The sequence below is a fragment of the Oceanirhabdus seepicola genome (genome assembly GCF_023684385.1).
Lineage (GTDB): Bacteria > Bacillota > Clostridia > Clostridiales > Clostridiaceae > Oceanirhabdus > Oceanirhabdus seepicola.
Map to the genome: position 1 here is coordinate 40,665 of NZ_JAGSOJ010000002.1, position 18,667 is coordinate 59,331.

The window sequence follows — 18,667 nt, forward strand, 5'->3', positions numbered from 1 at the left end:
GATTTATTAAGACAAAGCTGTTTTGGTTTGCCAAGGCAGTTTTGTCGAATTTTAATGAACGGCGAGAGGAGGAAAAGTTAAGTGGCTAGAAAAGTAAAATTAGAAAAATACCGTAATATTGGTATTATGGCTCACATTGATGCTGGTAAAACAACAACTACTGAGCGTATACTATATTATACTGGTAGAACACATAAAATTGGTGAGGTTCACGAAGGTGAAGCTACAATGGACTGGATGGTTCAAGAGCAAGAAAGAGGTATTACAATTACTTCTGCGGCTACAACTGCTAGCTGGAAAAATCACACAGTAAACATAATTGATACACCTGGACACGTAGACTTTACAGTTGAAGTTGAGAGATCTTTAAAAGTTCTTGATGGAGCTGTTTCTGTATTCTGTGCTAAAGGTGGAGTTGAACCTCAATCTGAGACAGTATGGAGACAGGCAAATAAATATAACGTACCAAGAATGGCGTACGTAAACAAGATGGATATTTTAGGTGCTGATTTCTTCAGAGTTGTAAGCATGATGAGAGAAAGATTAAAGTGTAATGCAGTGCCTATTCAATTACCAATAGGTAAAGAGGATAACTTAACGGGAATCATAGATCTTGTTACTAACAAAGCTAAGATCTACAAAGATGACTTAGGAAAAGAAATAGAAGAAACTGAAATCCCAGCTGATATGCAAGAATTAGCTGAAGAATATAGAGGTTCATTAATTGAGGCGGTTGCTGAACTGGATGAAGAATTAATGATGAAATACCTTGATGGAGAAGAAATAACTCTTGAAGAGTTAAAAGCTACTTTAAGAAAAGGTGTTATAGCTAATGAAATAGTTCCAGTAGTTTGTGGTTCGTCATACAAGAATAAGGGTGTACAAATGATGATTGATGCTGTAGTTGATTACATGCCATCTCCAGTAGATATCAAAGCTATAAAAGGTATAAACCCTGATACTGATGAAGAAGTTGAAAGACCTGCAGATGACGACGCTCCAATGGCAACTTTGGCATTCAAAATTGCTACTGACCCATTTGTTGGAAGGTTAACATTTGCAAGAGTTTACTCTGGTATAATAAAGAGCGGAAGTTACGTTCTTAACAGTAACAAGGGTAAAAAAGAAAGAATTGGTAGATTGGTTAAGATGCATGCTAACCATAGAGAAGAAGTTGAAGAGTTAAGAGCTGGAGATATAGGTGCAATTATAGGGTTAAAGAATACTATCACTGGTGAGACTTTATGTGATGAGGATCATCCTGTTATACTTGAAAGTATGGAATTCCCAGAGCCGGTTATATCTGTTGCGATTGAGCCTAAGACAAAAGCTGGTATGGATAAAATGGGATTATCTCTTGTTAAACTTGCTGAAGAGGATCCAACATTTAAAACTTTTACTAACCAAGAAACAGGTCAAACAATTATCGCTGGAATGGGTGAGCTTCACTTAGAGATCATCGTTGATAGATTACTAAGAGAATTCAAGGTTGAGTGTAACGTTGGTGCTCCACAAGTTGCTTACAAAGAGACAATTGGTCAACAAGTTAAGGCTGAAGGTAAGTTTGTAAGACAATCAGGTGGACGTGGACAATACGGTCACTGTTGGATAGAGTTAATCCCAACTGAAGGTGAATATGAGTTTGAGAATGCTATCGTAGGAGGGGTTATTCCAAGAGAATATGTTCCTGCTGTTGATAAAGGAATCCAAGAAGCTTCACAAGCTGGTATTATAGCTGGATACCCAGTAATTAACTTCAAAGCTAGATGTTATGATGGATCTTACCATGATGTTGACTCTAACGAAATGGCATTTAAAGTTGCTGGTTCTATGGCGTTTAAGAATGCTATGGCTAAAGCTGGAGCAACATTACTTGAACCTGTTATGAGAGTTGAAGTAACTATGCCAGAAGAGTACATGGGAGATGTTATGGGTGACATTAACTCAAGAAGAGGAAGAATTGAGGGAATGGAACCACAGAATGGAGTTCAAGTTGTAAGAGCTATGGTACCTCTTTCAGAGATGTTCGGTTATTCAACGACATTAAGATCAAGAACTCAAGGTAGAGGAAACTATAGTATGGAGTTTGCAGCTTATGAGAAGGTTCCAAAGAGCATTCAAGAAGAAGTATCAGGTAAAAATAAGTAATACTTATTTAATATAGTTATAGTAACTATAAATTATTATTAATTTTATAAATAAAACAAGTTAGTTTTAAGGAGGAATAAAAAATGGCTAAAGCAAAGTTTGAAAGAAGTAAGCCACACGTAAATATAGGAACAATTGGTCACGTTGACCACGGTAAGACTACAACTACAGCAGCTATCACAATGACATTAGCAAAAGCTGGTGGAGCAGAAGTAATGAACTATGATCAAATAGATAAAGCTCCAGAAGAAAAAGAAAGAGGAATCACAATCAACACTGCACACGTTGAGTACGAGACAGAGAACAGACACTATGCGCACGTTGACTGTCCAGGACACGCTGACTATGTTAAGAACATGATTACAGGAGCAGCACAAATGGATGGAGCTATCTTAGTAGTATCTGCTGCAGATGGTCCAATGCCACAAACAAGAGAGCATATCCTTCTTGCATCAAGAGTAGGTGTTGAACATATCGTAGTATTCTTAAACAAAGCTGACCAAGTAGATGACGAAGAGTTATTAGAGTTAGTAGAAATGGAAGTAAGAGAATTACTAAGCGAATATGGATTTGACGGAGACGAATGTCCAGTAGTTAGTGGATCATCATTAATGGCAATCGAAAAAGGTGAAGATGCATGTATCTTCGAACTTATGGCTGCAGTAGATGAGTGGATTCCAACTCCAGAGAGAGATACAGATAAGACATTCTTAATGCCTATCGAGGACGTATTTACAATCACTGGAAGAGGTACAGTTGTTACTGGAAGAGTTGAAAGAGGAGTTCTTAATACAGGAGACGAATTAGAAATCGTTGGTATTAAAGAAGAAAAAATGAAGTCTGTATGTACAGGAGTAGAGATGTTCAGAAAGATTCTTGACTCTGCAATGGCTGGAGACAACATTGGAGCATTATTAAGAGGTGTTCAAAGAGCAGAAGTACAAAGAGGGCAAGTATTATGTAAGCCTGGTACAGTAAGCCCACACATGAAGTTTGTAGGTCAAGTATATATACTTAAAAAAGAAGAGGGTGGAAGACATACTCCATTCTTTAATGGATATAGACCACAGTTCTACTTCAGAACTACAGATGTAACTGGTACAGCTAACCTTCCAGAAGGAATGGAAATGGTAATGCCAGGAGACCACATTGACATGAATGTTGAGTTAATCACTCCAATCGCTATGGAAGAGGGATTAAGATTCGCAATCAGAGAAGGTGGAAGAACAGTAGGTTCTGGTGTTGTTACTAGCATCGTAGAGTAATATTTAACTTTATATTGATAAATCATGAGGGATAGGATGATTCCTACTCTCATGGTTTTCTGTAAAAGTGAATATCATGTAGAATGTTCAAAAAAAATTACCAATAATAATGTAGTTTAAATTTTAAAAAATGAGTAGAAAACTCTTGTAAAAGGATTTAATGTATAGTATACTATAGAAGTTGTTAAGTCGGAAGTTTGTTACGAATGCTTAAAATTATCGAATTTAAGCTAATTATAGGTGATAAGCCTTGGTTAAGAAGGCGTTAAAATAACATATATTATATGTTTTAAATCATGCAACACGTGGAACAGTTTACAGAAGTAAAATTCAAATGTAAATGTCAAGTAAAGGAGGGAAATGTACGATGGCAACTCAAAAAATCAGAATCAGATTAAAAGCTTTTGATCATAGTCTACTAGATACTTCTGCTGAAAAAATAGTTCAAACTGCTAAAAACACAGGAGCTGATGTAGCAGGTCCAGTACCTCTACCAACAGAAAAAGAAATAGTTACTATCTTAAGAGCAACACATAAGTATAAGGATTCTAGAGAGCAGTTTGAAATAAGAACTCATAAGAGACTTATTGATATCATCAGCCCATCTCAGAAGACAGTTGATTCTCTAATGAGAATAGATTTACCAGCGGGTGTGGATATCGAGATAAAGCTATAATCTATCTAGATGTTATGATTGCAAAAGTGTGATCCGCTAATAAAAATAGGAGGTGTTATAGCATGAAAAAGGCTATATTAGGAAGAAAAATTGGTATGACACAAATTTTCGATGAAAATGGAAGTGTTGTTCCAGTAACGGTTGTTAAGTGTGAACCATCAGTAGTGATTGGTAAAAAGGAAATAGAAAAAGATGGTTACGAGTCAGTGGTAGTAGGATTCGAAAACATCAGAGAAAAATTAGTAAATAGCCCAAGAATGGGTCAATTCAAAAAAGCAGGAGTAGCTGCTAAAAGATTCATTAAAGAGTTTAAGTTAGATGATATGTCTACTTACGAAATTGGATCAGAGATTAAAGTTGACACTTTTGAAGCTGGAGAAAAAGTTGATGTTACAGGAACTTCTAAAGGTAAAGGATTCCAAGGGGTAATTAAGAGATGGAATTTCTCAATCGGACCTAAGAGTCACGGTTCTAAATTCAAAAGAGCACCTGGATCACAGGGAGCTGCATCTGACCCATCAAGAACTTTTAAAAATAGAAAAATGCCTGGTCACATGGGTAATGTTAAGAGAACTGTTATGAATCTTGAAGTGGTTAAAGTTATGCCAGAACAAGATATAATCTTAATCAAAGGTGGAGTTCCAGGGCCAAGAAAAGGATTATTATTCATAAAAGATACAGTTAAAAGATAAAAAACTTCTAAGAGAAAGGAGGAAGTGTTATGCCAAGCGTAGCTGTTTATGATAGATTAGCTAAAAAAGTTGGAGAAATAGAATTATCAGATAAAGTGTTCGGTGTTGAGGTTAACAAGGATGTTATGCATCAAGTAGTTGTTGCACAACTTGCTAACAAGAGACAAGGAACTCAAAGTGCTAAAACTAGATCTGAAGTTCGTGGTGGTGGAAGAAAGCCATGGAGACAAAAAGGAACTGGTAATGCAAGACAAGGTTCGATAAGAGCAGCTCAATGGATTAAGGGTGGAGTTGTATTTGCACCAAAACCAAGAAGCTACAGACAGAGCGTTCTTAAGAAAGTAAGAAGATTAGCTATTACAAGTGCTCTATCTTCAAAAGTGCTTGATAATAACTTAATTGTTTTAGATAGTTTAAATTTAGAAGCTCCTAAGACAAAAGAAATGGTTATGACAATTAATGCCTTTGAATCAAAGAAAACTTTAATTGTTGTTACTGAAGGTAACGAAAATGCATACAAATCAGCTAGAAACATTCCAGGAGTTCAAGTGATTCCTGTAAATAATATCAATGTGTATGACATTCTTAAGTATGAAAACTTCATGATTACTAAAGATGCTGTAGCTAAGATAGAGGAGGTGTATGCATAATGAAGATGACAAGTTATGATATAATTAGAAGACCAGTTGTCACTGAAAAAAGTATGACTGCTATGGCAGACAGACAATACACCTTCATTGTTGATATCAAAGCTAACAAATCTCTAATAAAGAGAGCTGTTGAAGAAGTGTTTGGTGTTGAAGTTGAAGAAGTTAAAACAATAAGATACAACGGTAAACCAAAGAGACAAGGCGTTCACTTCGGTAAGAGAGCGGATTATAAGAAAGCTATAGTGAAGCTTTCAGAAAATAGTAAGGGCATCGAATTCTTCGAAGGTATGATGCAATAAAATAAGCCTATATTGGTGGGAACCAGAGAAGCTGATAGGGAGGGAAATAGATATGGCAGTTAAAAGTTTTAAGCCTACTACTCCTTCAAGAAGAAATATGACAATGGCTACATTCCAGGAAATTACGACTGATAAGCCAGAAAAGTCACTTCTTGTTGCGTTAAAGAAAAATGGTGGTAGAAATGCTAATGGTAGAATAACAGTTCGTCATCGTGGTGGCGGAGCTAAAAGAAAGTATAGAATTATCGATTTTAAAAGAAATAAGGATGGTATTCCAGCAAAAGTTGCTAGTATCGAATATGATCCAAACAGAACAGCGTATATTGCGTTATTAGTATATGCTGATGGTGAGAAGAGATATATCATCGCTCCTCAAGGAATCACTGTTGGTACAGAATTATTATCTGGACCAGAAGCAGATATCAAACCAGGAAATGCATTACAATTAAAAGACATTCCAGTTGGTACAGTAATTCACAACATTGAAATGAAAGCTGGAAAAGGTGCTCAAATTGTAAGATCTGCTGGAACATCTGCTCAATTAATGGCTAGAGAAGGGAATTATGCTTCATTAAGATTACCATCTGGCGAAGTAAGAAAAGTTAGAATCGAGTGTAAAGCTACTATTGGAACAGTTTCTAACCCTACTAGCAATATCGTAAAAATCGGTAAAGCGGGTAGAAAGAGACACATGGGTATAAGACCACACGTTAGAGGATCTGTAATGAACCCTTGCGATCACCCACATGGTGGAGGAGAAGGTAAATCTCCAATCGGAAGACCAGGACCAGTTACTCCTTGGGGTAAACCAACACTTGGTTACAAAACTAGAAAAAATAAAAAAGCTTCTGATAAGTACATTGTTAAGAAGAGAAAATAGAAGAAGAGAATTGAAACATTCTCTTCACTTATTCTAAAGTAAGAGAAAGGAGGATATCTAATGGGAAGATCTATTAAAAAAGGCCCTTTCGTTCAAGAAAGATTAATAAATAGAATATTAGAAATGAATAAAGCTGGTGAGAAAAAAGTTGTTAAAACTTGGTCCAGAAGTTCGACTATTTTCCCTCAAATGGTTGGTCATACTATAGCTGTTCATGATGGTAGAAAGCATGTGCCAGTATACGTTTTAGAAGATATGGTAGGACATAAACTTGGGGAGTTTGCTCCAACAAGAACTTACAAAGGACATATCAAGAAAGAGAAAAAGTCAAAAGCTAGATAATCCAGAAAGGAGGGAATAACATGAACGGAGTTAAAGCTACTGCTAAATACGTAAGAGTTTCCTCACCTAAAGCAAGTATCGTTTTAGATTTAATTAGAGGTAAAAATGTAAATGAAGCAGCTGCAATTTTAGAATATACTCCAAGAAAAGCTGCTGTTGAGATTAATAAAGTTTTGAAATCAGCTGTTGCTAATGCGGAGAATAACCACGAATTAGATGTAAATAGATTATTTGTTGCTGAAGCATATGTAGGTCAGGGACCAACACTAAAGAGATTCAGACCACGTGCTCAGGGTAGAGGTTATAGAATCCTTAAGAGAACAAGTCATATTACTTTGGTAGTAAGAGAAAGAAACTAAAAAGGAGGGAAAAAGAGTGGGTCAAAAAGTCAATCCTCATGGTTTAAGAGTTGGTGTTATCAAAGACTGGGACGCTAAATGGTATGCTGATAAGAAAAATTTCGCAGATTACCTAATGGAAGATGTTGAGTTAAGAAAATACATCAAGAATAAACATAAAAATGCAGGAATTTCTAAAATTGAAATTGAGAGAGCTGCTAAAAAAGTTAAGCTTAACATATATACAGCTAAGCCAGGTATGGTAATAGGTAGAGGCGGATCTGGAATTGAAGCTCTAAAAACAGAAATCAAGAAGAATATCTTAAAAAATAGTAACAAAAACTTACTAATAAATATTGTAGAAGTTAAGCAATCTGAGAAAGATGCTCAATTAGTTGCTGAGAATATAGCACTTCAGTTAGAAAAGAGAATTTCATTCAGAAGAGCTATGAAGCAATGTATTCAAAGAGCAATGAAATCAGGCGTAAAAGGTATAAAGACTGCTTGTGCTGGTAGATTAGGCGGAGCGGAAATTGCTAGAACTGAACAATATAACGAAGGAACAATTCCACTACAAACTTTAAGAGCAGATATTGATTATGGATTTGCTGAAGCAGATACAGTCTACGGTAAGATTGGTGTAAAAGTTTGGATATATAAAGGTGAGGTTCTTCCAGTAGTTAAAAGCGAGAAAAAAAGAGCTTAATTTGTAAAATAGAGCGGATTGCTAAGGAAGGAGGAAAAGCAAAATGTTAATGCCTAAAAGAGTCAAGCGTCGTAAAGTACAACGTGGAAGAATGAAAGGTAAAGCTACAAGAGGAAACTTCATTGCTTATGGAGAGTTCGGATTACAAGCTACTGAATGCGGATGGATTAAAAGTAATCAGATAGAAGCAGCCAGAATTGCAATCAATAGACATGTTAAAAGAGGGGGAAAAGTTTGGATCAAAATTTTCCCAGATAAGCCTGTAACTCAAAAACCAGCAGAAACTCGTATGGGTTCTGGTAAAGGTTCTCCAGAGTATTGGGTAGCAGTTGTTAAGCCAGGTAGAGTTTTATTCGAAATCGCAGGCGTAAGTGAGGAATTAGCTAGAGAGGCTATGAGATTAGCATCACATAAGCTTCCAGTAAAATGTAAATTCGTCAGAAGAGCAGATTTCGAGGAAATGGGTGGTGAAGAATAATGAAACAAAGAGAGTTACAAGAATTAAGAAATAGCAGCCCAGAAGAGTTATCATTAAAGGTTAGAGATTTAAAAGGAGAGCTATTCAATTTAAGATTCCAGTTAGCTACTGGACAATTAGAAAATCCAATGAGAATCAAACAAGTTAAGAAGTCGATAGCTCAGATTAAAACAGTAATTAGAGAAGCTGAGTTAAAGGCGTTGCAACAATAGTAGCAACGAAGGGAGGTTTAAATAGTGGTTAGAGGAAACAGAAAGACTAGAGTAGGTAAAGTTGTTTCTGATAAAATGGATAAAACAATCGTAGTTGCGATTGAAACAAAAAAACGTCATCCATTATACGGTAAGACTGTTAATAGAACTACTAAGTTCAAAGCTCATGATGAAAACAACGAATGTAAAGTTAATGATATAGTTCAAATAATGGAAACAAGACCATTATCCAAGGATAAGAGATGGAGATTGGTTCAAATAGTTGAAAAAGCTAAATAGTTGATTTCCTTAAAGTTGAAAGGAGGTTCTTAAATGGTACAACAGCAAACTAGACTTAGAATTGCAGATAACTCAGGAGCAAAAGAGATTATGTGCATCAGAGTATTAGGTGGATCAAAGAAGAGATATGGAAATATTGGAGATGTAATAGTTGCAAGTGTTAAGAAAGCAACACCAGGTGGCGTTGTAAAAAAAGGTGAAGTAGTTAAAGCTGTTATCGTTAGATCTGTAAAAGGTGTAAGAAGAAAAGATGGTTCTTATATTAAGTTTGATGATAATGCTGCTGTAATAATCAAAGATGATTTTATGCCAAAAGGTACTCGTATCTTTGGAACTGTAGCAAGAGAGTTGAGAGATCAAGATAAAGATTTCAGTAAAATTTTATCATTAGCACCAGAAGTTCTATAGTTAGGAGGTGGCTAGAATGAAAGTACATGTTAGAAGAAATGATAAGGTAATTGTTGTTTCTGGTAAAGATAAAGGTAAAATCGGAGAAGTAATTTCAGTACAGCCTAAAACGGGAAAAGTTTTAGTTAAAGATGTTAATATCGTTACTAAACACCAAAAACCAAGCAGACAAAACATGCAAGGCGGAATGGTTCAAATGGAAGCACCGATTTATAGCTCAAAAGTAATGCTTTACTGCGATAAGTGCAAGAAAGCAACAAGAATTTCTAAGAAGATTCTTGAAGATGGTTCAAAAGTAAGAATATGCAAAAAATGTAGTGAAACTTTATAATAGATTACTTGGGAAGGAGGTAAGGATTATGATACCAAGACTTCAGGAGAAGTACCAAAAAGAAGTTGTTCCAGCTTTGATGGAAAAATTCGGATATAAGAATATAATGCAGGTACCAAAGCTTGAAAAGATCGTTCTTAATATGGGTCTAGGAGAAGCTAAGGAAAACTCAAAAGTTATTGAAAGTGCAGTAACTGATTTACAATTAATCGCAGGACAAAAGCCTGTAGTTACTAAATCAAGAAAATCAGTTGCGAACTTCAAAGTAAGAGAAGGTATGAATATTGGAAGTAAAGTTACTTTAAGAAAAGTAAGAATGTATGAATTTGCTGATAAGTTCATCAATATTGCTCTTCCTAGAGAAAGAGACTTCAGAGGAGTTTCTGCAAAGTCTTTCGATGGAAGAGGAAACTATGCAGTAGGTATTAAAGAGCAATTAATGTTCCCTGAAATCGAATACGATAAGATTGATAAAATTAGAGGTATGGATGTTATTTTCGTAACAACTGCAAAAACTGACGAAGAGGCAAAAGAATTATTAAAGTTATTAGGTATGCCTTTTGCTCAGCAGTAAGGAGGGAAGATTATGGCACGTAAAGCAATGATCGTAAAGTGGAAAAAAGATCCAAAGCATTCTACTAGAGCGTATACAAGATGTAGAAGATGTGGTAGACCACATTCAGTATTAAGAAAATATGGAATTTGTCGTATTTGTTTTAGAGAACTTGCTTACGCAGGTCAAATTCCAGGATGTAAGAAAGCTAGTTGGTAATAGAGATATTTGGTGAAAGGAGGCAAATTAAATGGTAATGACAGATCCTATCGCAGATTTACTTACGCGTATTAGAAATGCTAATACAGTAGGTCATGAGGTTGTTGATGTACCAGCATCAAAAATTAAGAAGGGTATTCTTGAAATAATGCTTAACGAAGGTTACATTAAAAAATGTGAAGAATACAATGACGGCACAATGCCAATGCTAAGAATTACTATGAAATATGGTGAGAGAAAAGAGAGAGTTATAACAGGGTTAAAGAGAATATCTAAGCCAGGTTTAAGAGTATATACAGGTAAAGATGAAATACCAAAAGTATTAAATGGACTAGGAACTGCAATTATTTCAACACCAAAAGGACTTTTAGTTGATAGAGATGCTAGAAAAGTAAACGTAGGTGGAGAAGTAATCTGCTACATCTGGTAGTTTAACATAGAGGAGGTGTAGAAATGTCAAGAATTGGTAAACTTCCAATAGAAATCCCTGCTGGTGTAACTGTAGCAGTGACAGATCAAAATCTTGTAACTGTTAAAGGGCCAAAGGGAGAACTTAGTAAACAATTTCACAAAGAGATGATTATTACAGTAGAAGATAATTCAGTTGTGGTTAACAAACCAAGTGAAAATAAATTACACAGAGCACTACAAGGTACTTTAAGAGCTATAATTAATAATATGGTAATTGGAGTAACTGAAGGGTTCAAGAAGGTTCTTGAACTAGTTGGTGTTGGTTACAGAGCAGAAGTTAAGGGTGGTAACTTAGTTATGAACTTAGGTTATTCTCATCCAGTAGAAATTACTGCTGTTGAAGGTGTAACTTTCAAAACAGAAGGTACAACAAAGGTTATCGTTGAAGGTATAGATAAAGAGAAAGTTGGTTCAGCTGCTGCTGATATCAGAAAATGGAGAGTACCAGAGCCTTATAAAGGTAAGGGAATCAAATACGAAGGTGAATACATCAGACGTAAAGAAGGTAAAACTGGTAAATAAATAAGTAGAAAGGAGTCAATGCTACATGGCTAAGAAGATGAGCAAAAATGATGCTAGAATCAGACGTCATAAAAGATTGCGTAAAAAAATCAGTGGTACTACTGAAAGACCAAGATTAAGCGTTTTCAGAAGTGAGAAGAATATATACGCACAAATTATAGATGATTCAGTTGGAAATACATTAGTATCGGCTTCAAGCTTAGACAATGAGCTTGAGTTGAAAGCAGGAAGTAATAAAGAAGCTGCTAGACAAGTTGGAGAGCTAGTTGCTAAAAGAGCCCTTGAAAAAGGAATTGATAACGTAGTATTTGATAGAGGCGGATTCATTTACCACGGAAGAATTCAAGAACTTGCTGAAGGTGCTAGAGAAGTTGGACTTAAATTCTAGGTAAAGGAGGGTGAGCCGTGGAAAAGAGAATTGATTCAACAAATTTAGAATTAAAAGAGAAAGTTGTTGGCATCAACAGAGTTACTAAGGTTGTTAAAGGTGGAAGAAATTTTAGATTTACTGCTTTAGTTGTTGTTGGTGATGAGAACGGTCATGTTGGAGTTGGTACAGGTAAGGCTGTTGAGATTCCAGATGCAATAAGAAAAGGTATCGAAGATGCGAAGAAAAAACTTGTAAGAGTTGCTATGGTAGATGGTACTGTACCTCACAGAACAAATGGTGTATACGGATCAGCTAATGTTTTAATTATGCCAGCTGAAGAAGGAACAGGAGTTATCGCAGGTGGTCCAGTAAGATCAGTACTTGAGTTAGCTGGATTACACAATGTTAGAGCTAAATCATTAGGATCAAACAATCCTAACAATATGGTTAAAGCTACAATTGAAGGTTTATCAAATTTAAGAACTGTAGAACAGGTTGCTAAATTAAGAGGCAAGACTGTTGAAGAGATCTTAGGATAGGAGGGATTCCTTTGTCTAAGTTAAAAATAACTTTAAAAAAGAGTACAATCGGTAGAATGAAGAGTCACAAAGCTACAGTAGAAGCTTTAGGGTTAAGAAAAGTTGGTAGTACTGTAGTGCATAATGATACACCTCAAATCAGAGGAATGGTTAACAAAGTAACTTATCTCCTAGAAGTTGAGGAAGCATAATCAAGAGGAGGTGCAACGAAATGAAACTGAACGAGTTAAGACCAGCAGAAGGTTCTAAAAGATCTTCTAAAAGAATTGGTAGAGGTACTGGTACTGGCTGGGGTAAAACAGCTGGTAGAGGTCAGGATGGACAAAATTCAAGATCAGGCGGTGGAGTAAGACTTGGTTTTGAAGGTGGTCAAATGCCATTATATAGAAGACTTCCTAAAAGAGGTTTTAATAACATCTTTGCTAAGAAGTATTCTACTGTAAGCATTGATAGACTAAACGTGTTTGAAGATGGTACAGAAGTTACACCAGAATTACTTTTAGAGAAAAGAATAGTTAGAAAACTTAATGATGGAATAAAAGTGTTATCAAATGGAAATTTAGAAAAAAAGTTAACTATAAAAGCTATGAAATTCTCAAAGGCTGCAATAGAAAAAATTGAAGCAGCTGGAGGAAAAGCTGAGGTGATATAACGTGTTATCTACCCTACGTAATGCCTGGAAAGTTCCTGAACTGAGAAAAAGAATTTTATTTACTATAATGATGGTCGTTATAGTAAGATTGATAGCCCATATAACGGTTCCTGGAGTTGATGCAACAGCTCTAGCTAAACAAATTAGTGAAACTGGGGGATTAATGTCATTCTATAATCTTTTCTCAGGTGGAGCATTTTCACAAATGAGTATAATTGCATTGTCTGTAACACCATACATCAATGCATCAATTATATTTAGTTTATTAACTGTTGCGATTCCATCCCTTGAAAATATGCAAAAAGAGGGTGCAGAAGGAAGAAAGAAAATTCAAAAATATACAAAATATGCTTCAATATTCTTTGCAATCGTTATGTCAATTGGAGTAATTGGATTAATAAGTAATTATGGAGTTATAAAAGATACAAGTTTTTGGACATATTTCACTATTGTTGTTGCACTTGTAACTGGTTCAGTGATTTTAGTTTGGCTTGGTGAGCAAATCACAGCATATGGTTTAGGAAATGGTGTTTCATTGATTATCTTTGCAAATATTATTTCAAGATTACCACAACAAACTATAGGATTATATGCTTCTAAAGAAGCAGATCCTGTTGTTATTACTTTATATTTAGCTATTCTACTTGGATTGCTACTTTGTGTTGTAATAACAAATATGGCTGAAAGAAGAATTCCAGTTCAATATGCAGGTAAAGCAGTTGGAAATAAAGTGACAAGAGGACAAAGCAGTCATATTCCAGTAAACGTTAATGGTTCAGCTGTAATATCAATAATTTTTGCTATGTCTGTTATGAGCTTTTTACCAACTATAGCATCTTTATTTGCGGCAGATAGTAGTTTCGCAAAATTTATTAAAGAAAGCCCATATAGTATATTCAATACAAATAGTATACTATATCCTATAATTATGTTTTTATTAGTTATTTTCTTCTGTTGGTTCTATACTGAATTACAGTTGAAACCAGACGAAATGGCTGAAAACATGCATAAATCATCAGGATTTATTCCAGGAATAAGACCAGGAGAACCTACTAGGAAATACTTGGAGACTGTTATTGGAAGAATATCAATTATAGGTGGATGTTTTGCGGGTGTTATAGCAATATTCCCTGTAATTGTAGCAATGGTTCCTGGATTAGAAGCTGCTAGATTTGGTGGAACATCACTGTTAATTATGACAGGAGTGGCACTAGAAACTATGAAGCTATTAGAATCTCAATTAGTAATGCGCCATTATAGAGGTTTCTTAAAATAATATATGCGGGGATGATGCAATTGAGAATTATTTTATTGGGTGCGCCAGGAGCTGGAAAAGGCACTCAAGCTAAGTCTATAAGTAACAAGTATAATATACCTCATATATCAACTGGAGATATATTTAGAAAAAATATTAGTGAGAGAACGCCTTTAGGAATTGAAGCTAAGAAATATATTGATAATGGTCAATTAGTACCCGATGAGTTGACAATAGATATTATTAAGTCCAGATTAGTAGAGGAAGACTGTGAAAATGGATATCTTTTAGATGGTTATCCAAGAACGGTTGAGCAAGCTAAAGCTTTAGATGTTTTTTTAAACGAAAGAGAAGCAAATCTGGACACCGCATTACTAATTAAAGTTCCTAGAGAGTTTATTCTTGAAAGAATGACTGGTAGGAGAGTGTGCCCATCATGTGGTGCAAGTTATCACGTAAAGTTTAACCCTCCTAAAAACGAGGGAATATGTGACATATGCGGCAGTGACATTATTCAAAGAGATGATGATGCTGAAATAACTGTAAACAAAAGATTAGATATATATGAAGCACAGACTCATCCGTTAATTGAGTATTACAAGAGTAGAGATCTTCTTTCAGAAGTTGATGGAACTCAAGCAATTAATGATGTTTTTGAGAGTGTTTCTAAAGTTCTAAATGAGTTAAGAAAATAGAAATTGCAACTTAGGTAAAGTTTAAAATATACTTAGAATCCTATGGATGATATAGTATTAAATAGCTTCAAACGGGAAAGATATTATAATAGGTATTTCTTGGGGCAAATAGAGGTGAAATTATTTGGAACGTAAGAACCTAATAGGTAAAATAGTTTACTCTAAAGCTGGTAGAGACAAAGATAAATATTTTATGATTTTGGACGTTTTAAACGAAGAATTCGTTTACTTAGTCGATGGACATCTACGAAGGCTTGAGAGGCCTAAGAAAAAGAAAATTAAACATTTAATTTTCACAGATAAAATCTGTGACGAAGTAAAAGATATTATTCTAAAAGGCAAGAGGCTTAATGATGCTACTGTAAGAAAAGCCATAAGTCAAAAAATTGCCAATAAGGAGGTTTGATTACCTTATGTCAAAGAATGATGTTATTGAAATGCAAGGAACTGTATTAGAATCTTTACCGAATGCAACATTTCAGGTAGAATTAGAAAGTGGTCATAAAATACTAGCACATATTTCAGGAAAGCTAAGAATGAATTTCATTAGAATATTACCAGGTGATAGAGTTAAATTAGAGCTTTCTCCTTATGATTTAAGTAGAGGTAGAATTGTCTGGAGAGAGAAGTAATAAGGAGGGGTAACAATGAAAGTAAGACCATCCGTAAAACCTATCTGTGAGAAATGTAAAATTATCAGAAGAAAAGGTAGAGTAATGGTTATTTGTGAAAATCCTAAACACAAGCAAAAGCAAGGATAATAAAATTAGATATTAAATTTCTGGGTGCGGCTGACAATACGCTTTATTGTTCTAGAAATTAACATATAAATATAATTAAAATCAAAAGAATACCTAGGAGGTGTAATTGATCAATGGCAAGAATATCTGGAATAGATCTACCTAGAGAAAAAAGGGTAGAGATTGGTTTAACATACATCTTTGGTATTGGATTACCATCAGCTCAAAAGATCTTGAAAGAGACTGGAGTAAATCCTGATACTAGAGTTAAGGACTTATCTGAGGATGAGGTTTCTGCTTTAAGAAACTATATCAACAAGAATTTTACTGTTGAAGGTGACTTAAGAAGAGGTGTGGCTCTTAATATTAAGAGACTAAACGAAATTGGATGTTTAAGAGGAATTAGACATAGAAGAGGACTTCCAGTAAGAGGTCAAAGAACAAAAACAAATGCTAGAACAAGAAAAGGGCCTAAGAAGACAATGGCTAACAAGAAAAAGTAACAGATAGGAGGGGTGAACGTGGCACCAAAGAAAGTTAAAAAAGGTAGTAGAAGAAGAAAAGAGAAAAAGAACATTGAGCATGGATGTGCGCATATAAATTCAACTTTTAACAATTCTATTGTTACATTAACAGATAGAGTTGGTAATGCTATCGCTTGGTCTAGTGCGGGCGCATTAGGATTTAAAGGTTCTAAAAAAGGAACTCCATTTGCATCTCAAATGGCAGCTGAAACTGCCGCTAAAGTAGCAATGGATCATGGTTTAAAGAGTATAGAAGTATACGTTAAAGGTCCAGGTTCAGGTAGAGAAGCTGCAATAAGATCTTTACAAGCAGCTGGATTAGAGATTACTTTAATCAAAGACGTTACTCCAATACCACATAATGGTTGTAGACCACCAAAGAGAAGAAGAGTTTAGTAAATAAGGAGGTGTGATTCATGGCAAGATATACTGGAGCAGTATGTAGATTATGTAGAAGAGAAGGAATGAAGTTATTCCTTAAAGGAGATAGATGCTTTACTGATAAGTGTGCTTTTACTAGAAGAAGTTATGCACCTGGTCAACATGGGCAACGTAGAAGTAAAATGACTGACTACGGAGTTCAGTTAAGAGAAAAGCAAAAAGCTAGAAGAATATACGGAGTTCTTGAGAAGCAGTTTAGAAGAACTTACGAAGAAGCTAGTAGATTAAAGGGTGTAACAGGTGACAACCTATTAATGCTTCTTGAAGTTAGATTAGATAACGTAGTTTTTAAATTAGGTTATGGTAACTCAAGAAAAGAAGCAAGACAATTAGTAACTCATGAACATTTCACTGTTAACGGTAAGAAAGTTAATATTCCATCATATAAAGTTAAACCTGGTGATGTTATAGCTGTTAAAGAGAAGAGCAGAGCTACTGAGTTATTTAAAACATATGTTGAGAACCCTAAGAATGTTCCAGCATGGTTAGAATCAAATATAGCTAGCTTTGAAGGTAAAGTGGTATCTGTTCCTAGCAGAGAACAAATAGATACTCCAATCAATGAGACACTAATCGTCGAGTTATACAGCAAGTAATAGCTAAATATTAGTTACCCTCATTTGAGGTTGAGTTCCAATGAAGGAGGGTTAGAATTGTTAGAAATAGAAAAACCAAAATTAGAGTGTGTTGAATGTTCAGAAGACGGTTCATATGGTAAATTTGTCATAGAACCTCTTGAAAGAGGATATGGTATAACATTAGGTAATGCTTTAAGAAGAATACTTCTTTCATCATTACCTGGTGCAGCGCCTAATTGGATTAAAATTGATGGAGTTCTACATGAATTTTCAACAGTTAAAGGGGTTAAAGAGGATGTTACACAGATCATCCTAAACCTTAAACAATTAGCTGCAAGATTTTTAGAAGTAGAGACAACTCAAAGTACATTAATTATCGATGCAGAAGGCCCAGGGGTTGTTACTGCACGTGACATCAGAACTAATGGAGATGTAGAAATTATGAATGAAGATCTTCATATTGCTACACTTGATTCTGATGCAAAATTATCTATGGAAATTAACTTGGTTAGAGGTAGAGGATATGTTTCTCAGAACAAGAATAAGAATGAGGAATTACCAATAGCTACTATCCCTGTTGACTCTATATTTACACCAGTAAAAAGAGTGAACTTTACTGTAGATAATACAAGAGTTGGTCAAATTACTGATTATGATAAGCTTACTTTAGAACTTTGGAGTGATGGTACTATTAAGCCAGAGGAAGCTATTGGTTTATCAGCTAAAATTCTTATTGAACATTTTAAATTATTTATGACATTAACTGATCAAGCAGATAATGTTGAAATTATGGTTGAAAAAGAAGAAGACAAAAAAGAAAAAGTTCTAGAGATGAGTATCGAAGAGCTTGATCTTTCTGTTAGAAGCTACAATTGCTTGAAGAGAGCTGGAATTAACACTGTCCAAGAACTTACTGAAAAATCAATGGACGACATGATGAAGGTAAGAAATCTTGGTAAAAAATCTCTTGAAGAAGTTCAAAAGAAATTATTAGAGTTAAGTTTAGGCTTGAGACAAAGCGAGGAATAAAGGAGGGTGAGCAATGCCAGGATATCGTAAGTTAGGTCTACCAACAGACCAAAGAAAAGCTATGTTAAGAAACTTAGTAACTAGTTTCCTAAAGCATGGTAAAATTGAAACTACTGAGACAAGAGCTAAGGAAACAAGAAAACTAGCTGAAAAGATGATTACTCTAGCTAAAAGAGGAGATCTACACGCTAGAAGACAAGTTCTTTCTTTCGTAACAGAGAAAGACGTTGTTCAGAAGTTATTTGACGAGATTGCTCCTCAATACCAAGAAAGAAACGGTGGATACACTAGAATTCTTAAAGTTGGGCCAAGAAGAGGAGATAATGCTGAGGTTGTTATATTACAATTAGTATAGATTTCAGGGGATTAAGTAAT

General features: G+C 35.0%; 33 protein-coding genes. All 33 read left to right on the plus strand.

Translation table 11 applies throughout. From position 1 onward, the window contains the following. Window positions 1-81: 81 nt before the first annotated feature. The 33 genes from fusA to rplQ all read left to right on the plus strand — a co-directional run bounded on the left by fusA (window position 82) and on the right by rplQ (window position 18,647). Complete coding sequence (fusA, locus tag KDK92_RS07805; RefSeq protein ID WP_250858670.1) at window positions 82-2,148, plus strand: elongation factor G; 2,067 nt, start codon at window positions 82-84, stop codon at window positions 2,146-2,148. Window positions 2,149-2,231: 83 nt separating this feature from the next. Continuing rightward, complete coding sequence (gene tuf / locus KDK92_RS07810) at window positions 2,232-3,413, plus strand: elongation factor Tu (RefSeq protein WP_250858657.1); 1,182 nt, start codon at window positions 2,232-2,234, stop codon at window positions 3,411-3,413. A 367-nt stretch (window positions 3,414-3,780) separates the two neighbouring features. Then, on the plus strand, window positions 3,781-4,089 hold the full coding sequence (rpsJ, locus tag KDK92_RS07815) for a 30S ribosomal protein S10 (RefSeq protein WP_250858671.1): 309 nt from the start codon (window positions 3,781-3,783) through the stop codon (window positions 4,087-4,089). 62 nt (window positions 4,090-4,151) lie between these two features. Further along, window positions 4,152-4,781 (plus strand): 50S ribosomal protein L3, encoded by a 630-nt coding sequence (gene rplC / locus KDK92_RS07820; RefSeq protein ID WP_250858672.1) that lies wholly within the window; start codon window positions 4,152-4,154, stop codon window positions 4,779-4,781. Between the two features lie 29 nt (window positions 4,782-4,810). Beyond that, entirely contained in the window at window positions 4,811-5,431 is a 621-nt protein-coding gene (gene rplD / locus KDK92_RS07825; protein ID WP_250858673.1) for a 50S ribosomal protein L4, read from the plus strand. Next, entirely contained in the window at window positions 5,431-5,730 is a 300-nt protein-coding gene (rplW, locus tag KDK92_RS07830) for a 50S ribosomal protein L23 (protein WP_250858674.1), read from the plus strand. The genes rplD and rplW overlap by 1 nt, the downstream gene beginning before the upstream one ends. Window positions 5,731-5,782: 52 nt before the next feature. Continuing rightward, entirely contained in the window at window positions 5,783-6,610 is an 828-nt protein-coding gene (gene rplB / locus KDK92_RS07835; protein WP_250858675.1) for a 50S ribosomal protein L2, read from the plus strand. Window positions 6,611-6,670: 60 nt separating this feature from the next. Then, window positions 6,671-6,952 (plus strand): 30S ribosomal protein S19, encoded by a 282-nt coding sequence (gene rpsS / locus KDK92_RS07840; protein WP_250858676.1) that lies wholly within the window; start codon window positions 6,671-6,673, stop codon window positions 6,950-6,952. A gap of 20 nt (window positions 6,953-6,972) precedes the next feature. Then, on the plus strand, window positions 6,973-7,311 hold the full coding sequence (gene rplV / locus KDK92_RS07845; protein WP_250858677.1) for a 50S ribosomal protein L22: 339 nt from the start codon (window positions 6,973-6,975) through the stop codon (window positions 7,309-7,311). A 16-nt stretch (window positions 7,312-7,327) separates the two neighbouring features. Continuing rightward, window positions 7,328-7,996: a 30S ribosomal protein S3 gene (gene rpsC / locus KDK92_RS07850; protein WP_250858678.1), complete on the plus strand. Its 669-nt coding sequence runs from the start codon at window positions 7,328-7,330 to the stop codon at window positions 7,994-7,996. 43 nt (window positions 7,997-8,039) lie between these two features. After that, window positions 8,040-8,474: a 50S ribosomal protein L16 gene (gene rplP, locus KDK92_RS07855; protein ID WP_250858679.1), complete on the plus strand. Its 435-nt coding sequence runs from the start codon at window positions 8,040-8,042 to the stop codon at window positions 8,472-8,474. Further along, the gene (rpmC, locus tag KDK92_RS07860) at window positions 8,474-8,686 is read left to right on the plus strand and encodes a 50S ribosomal protein L29 (RefSeq protein WP_250858680.1); all 213 of its coding nucleotides are present in this window, start codon (window positions 8,474-8,476) and stop codon (window positions 8,684-8,686) included. Before rplP ends, rpmC begins: the two co-directional genes overlap by 1 nt. Before the next feature lie 21 nt (window positions 8,687-8,707). Further along, the gene (rpsQ, locus tag KDK92_RS07865) at window positions 8,708-8,965 is read left to right on the plus strand and encodes a 30S ribosomal protein S17 (RefSeq protein WP_476739432.1); all 258 of its coding nucleotides are present in this window, start codon (window positions 8,708-8,710) and stop codon (window positions 8,963-8,965) included. Window positions 8,966-8,998: 33 nt separating this feature from the next. Continuing rightward, entirely contained in the window at window positions 8,999-9,373 is a 375-nt protein-coding gene (gene rplN, locus KDK92_RS07870; protein WP_250858682.1) for a 50S ribosomal protein L14, read from the plus strand. 16 nt (window positions 9,374-9,389) lie between these two features. Then, the gene (gene rplX / locus KDK92_RS07875) at window positions 9,390-9,704 is read left to right on the plus strand and encodes a 50S ribosomal protein L24 (protein ID WP_250858683.1); all 315 of its coding nucleotides are present in this window, start codon (window positions 9,390-9,392) and stop codon (window positions 9,702-9,704) included. Between the two features lie 28 nt (window positions 9,705-9,732). Further along, complete coding sequence (gene rplE, locus KDK92_RS07880; RefSeq protein WP_250858684.1) at window positions 9,733-10,278, plus strand: 50S ribosomal protein L5; 546 nt, start codon at window positions 9,733-9,735, stop codon at window positions 10,276-10,278. A gap of 12 nt (window positions 10,279-10,290) precedes the next feature. Continuing rightward, window positions 10,291-10,476 carry a type Z 30S ribosomal protein S14 gene (locus tag KDK92_RS07885; protein ID WP_250858685.1) on the plus strand — a complete coding sequence of 62 codons (186 nt, stop codon included), beginning with the start codon at window positions 10,291-10,293 and terminating at the stop codon, window positions 10,474-10,476. Between the two features lie 31 nt (window positions 10,477-10,507). Then, window positions 10,508-10,906 carry a 30S ribosomal protein S8 gene (gene rpsH, locus KDK92_RS07890; RefSeq protein WP_250858686.1) on the plus strand — a complete coding sequence of 133 codons (399 nt, stop codon included), beginning with the start codon at window positions 10,508-10,510 and terminating at the stop codon, window positions 10,904-10,906. Between the two features lie 23 nt (window positions 10,907-10,929). Beyond that, complete coding sequence (gene rplF / locus KDK92_RS07895; RefSeq protein ID WP_250858687.1) at window positions 10,930-11,469, plus strand: 50S ribosomal protein L6; 540 nt, start codon at window positions 10,930-10,932, stop codon at window positions 11,467-11,469. A 25-nt stretch (window positions 11,470-11,494) separates the two neighbouring features. Next, window positions 11,495-11,857, plus strand: coding sequence for a 50S ribosomal protein L18 (gene rplR, locus KDK92_RS07900; RefSeq protein ID WP_250858688.1), 363 nt, complete (start codon window positions 11,495-11,497; stop codon window positions 11,855-11,857). A gap of 17 nt (window positions 11,858-11,874) precedes the next feature. Further along, entirely contained in the window at window positions 11,875-12,378 is a 504-nt protein-coding gene (rpsE, locus tag KDK92_RS07905; RefSeq protein WP_250858689.1) for a 30S ribosomal protein S5, read from the plus strand. Between the two features lie 11 nt (window positions 12,379-12,389). Next, window positions 12,390-12,569 carry a 50S ribosomal protein L30 gene (gene rpmD, locus KDK92_RS07910; RefSeq protein WP_250858690.1) on the plus strand — a complete coding sequence of 60 codons (180 nt, stop codon included), beginning with the start codon at window positions 12,390-12,392 and terminating at the stop codon, window positions 12,567-12,569. Between the two features lie 20 nt (window positions 12,570-12,589). Beyond that, window positions 12,590-13,030: a 50S ribosomal protein L15 gene (rplO, locus tag KDK92_RS07915; protein ID WP_250858691.1), complete on the plus strand. Its 441-nt coding sequence runs from the start codon at window positions 12,590-12,592 to the stop codon at window positions 13,028-13,030. A 1-nt stretch (window position 13,031) separates the two neighbouring features. Then, window positions 13,032-14,306, plus strand: coding sequence for a preprotein translocase subunit SecY (gene secY, locus KDK92_RS07920; protein WP_250858692.1), 1,275 nt, complete (start codon window positions 13,032-13,034; stop codon window positions 14,304-14,306). A gap of 20 nt (window positions 14,307-14,326) precedes the next feature. Next, a complete protein-coding gene (locus tag KDK92_RS07925; RefSeq protein ID WP_250858693.1) occupies window positions 14,327-14,980 on the plus strand; it encodes an adenylate kinase in 654 nt (217 codons plus the stop codon). 124 nt (window positions 14,981-15,104) lie between these two features. Continuing rightward, window positions 15,105-15,386, plus strand: coding sequence for a KOW domain-containing RNA-binding protein (locus KDK92_RS07930; protein WP_250858694.1), 282 nt, complete (start codon window positions 15,105-15,107; stop codon window positions 15,384-15,386). 7 nt (window positions 15,387-15,393) lie between these two features. Continuing rightward, window positions 15,394-15,612 carry a translation initiation factor IF-1 gene (gene infA, locus KDK92_RS07935; RefSeq protein ID WP_250858695.1) on the plus strand — a complete coding sequence of 73 codons (219 nt, stop codon included), beginning with the start codon at window positions 15,394-15,396 and terminating at the stop codon, window positions 15,610-15,612. A 15-nt stretch (window positions 15,613-15,627) separates the two neighbouring features. Next, window positions 15,628-15,741 carry a 50S ribosomal protein L36 gene (rpmJ, locus tag KDK92_RS07940; protein WP_003448032.1) on the plus strand — a complete coding sequence of 38 codons (114 nt, stop codon included), beginning with the start codon at window positions 15,628-15,630 and terminating at the stop codon, window positions 15,739-15,741. 113 nt (window positions 15,742-15,854) lie between these two features. Continuing rightward, window positions 15,855-16,223, plus strand: coding sequence for a 30S ribosomal protein S13 (gene rpsM / locus KDK92_RS07945; protein WP_250858696.1), 369 nt, complete (start codon window positions 15,855-15,857; stop codon window positions 16,221-16,223). A gap of 18 nt (window positions 16,224-16,241) precedes the next feature. Next, entirely contained in the window at window positions 16,242-16,640 is a 399-nt protein-coding gene (gene rpsK, locus KDK92_RS07950; RefSeq protein ID WP_250858697.1) for a 30S ribosomal protein S11, read from the plus strand. A 20-nt stretch (window positions 16,641-16,660) separates the two neighbouring features. Further along, on the plus strand, window positions 16,661-17,281 hold the full coding sequence (rpsD, locus tag KDK92_RS07955) for a 30S ribosomal protein S4 (RefSeq protein ID WP_250858698.1): 621 nt from the start codon (window positions 16,661-16,663) through the stop codon (window positions 17,279-17,281). A gap of 57 nt (window positions 17,282-17,338) precedes the next feature. Next, window positions 17,339-18,292 (plus strand): DNA-directed RNA polymerase subunit alpha, encoded by a 954-nt coding sequence (locus KDK92_RS07960; RefSeq protein WP_250858699.1) that lies wholly within the window; start codon window positions 17,339-17,341, stop codon window positions 18,290-18,292. A 13-nt stretch (window positions 18,293-18,305) separates the two neighbouring features. Beyond that, entirely contained in the window at window positions 18,306-18,647 is a 342-nt protein-coding gene (gene rplQ / locus KDK92_RS07965; protein WP_250858700.1) for a 50S ribosomal protein L17, read from the plus strand. The last annotated feature ends 20 nt before the right edge of the window (window positions 18,648-18,667 follow it).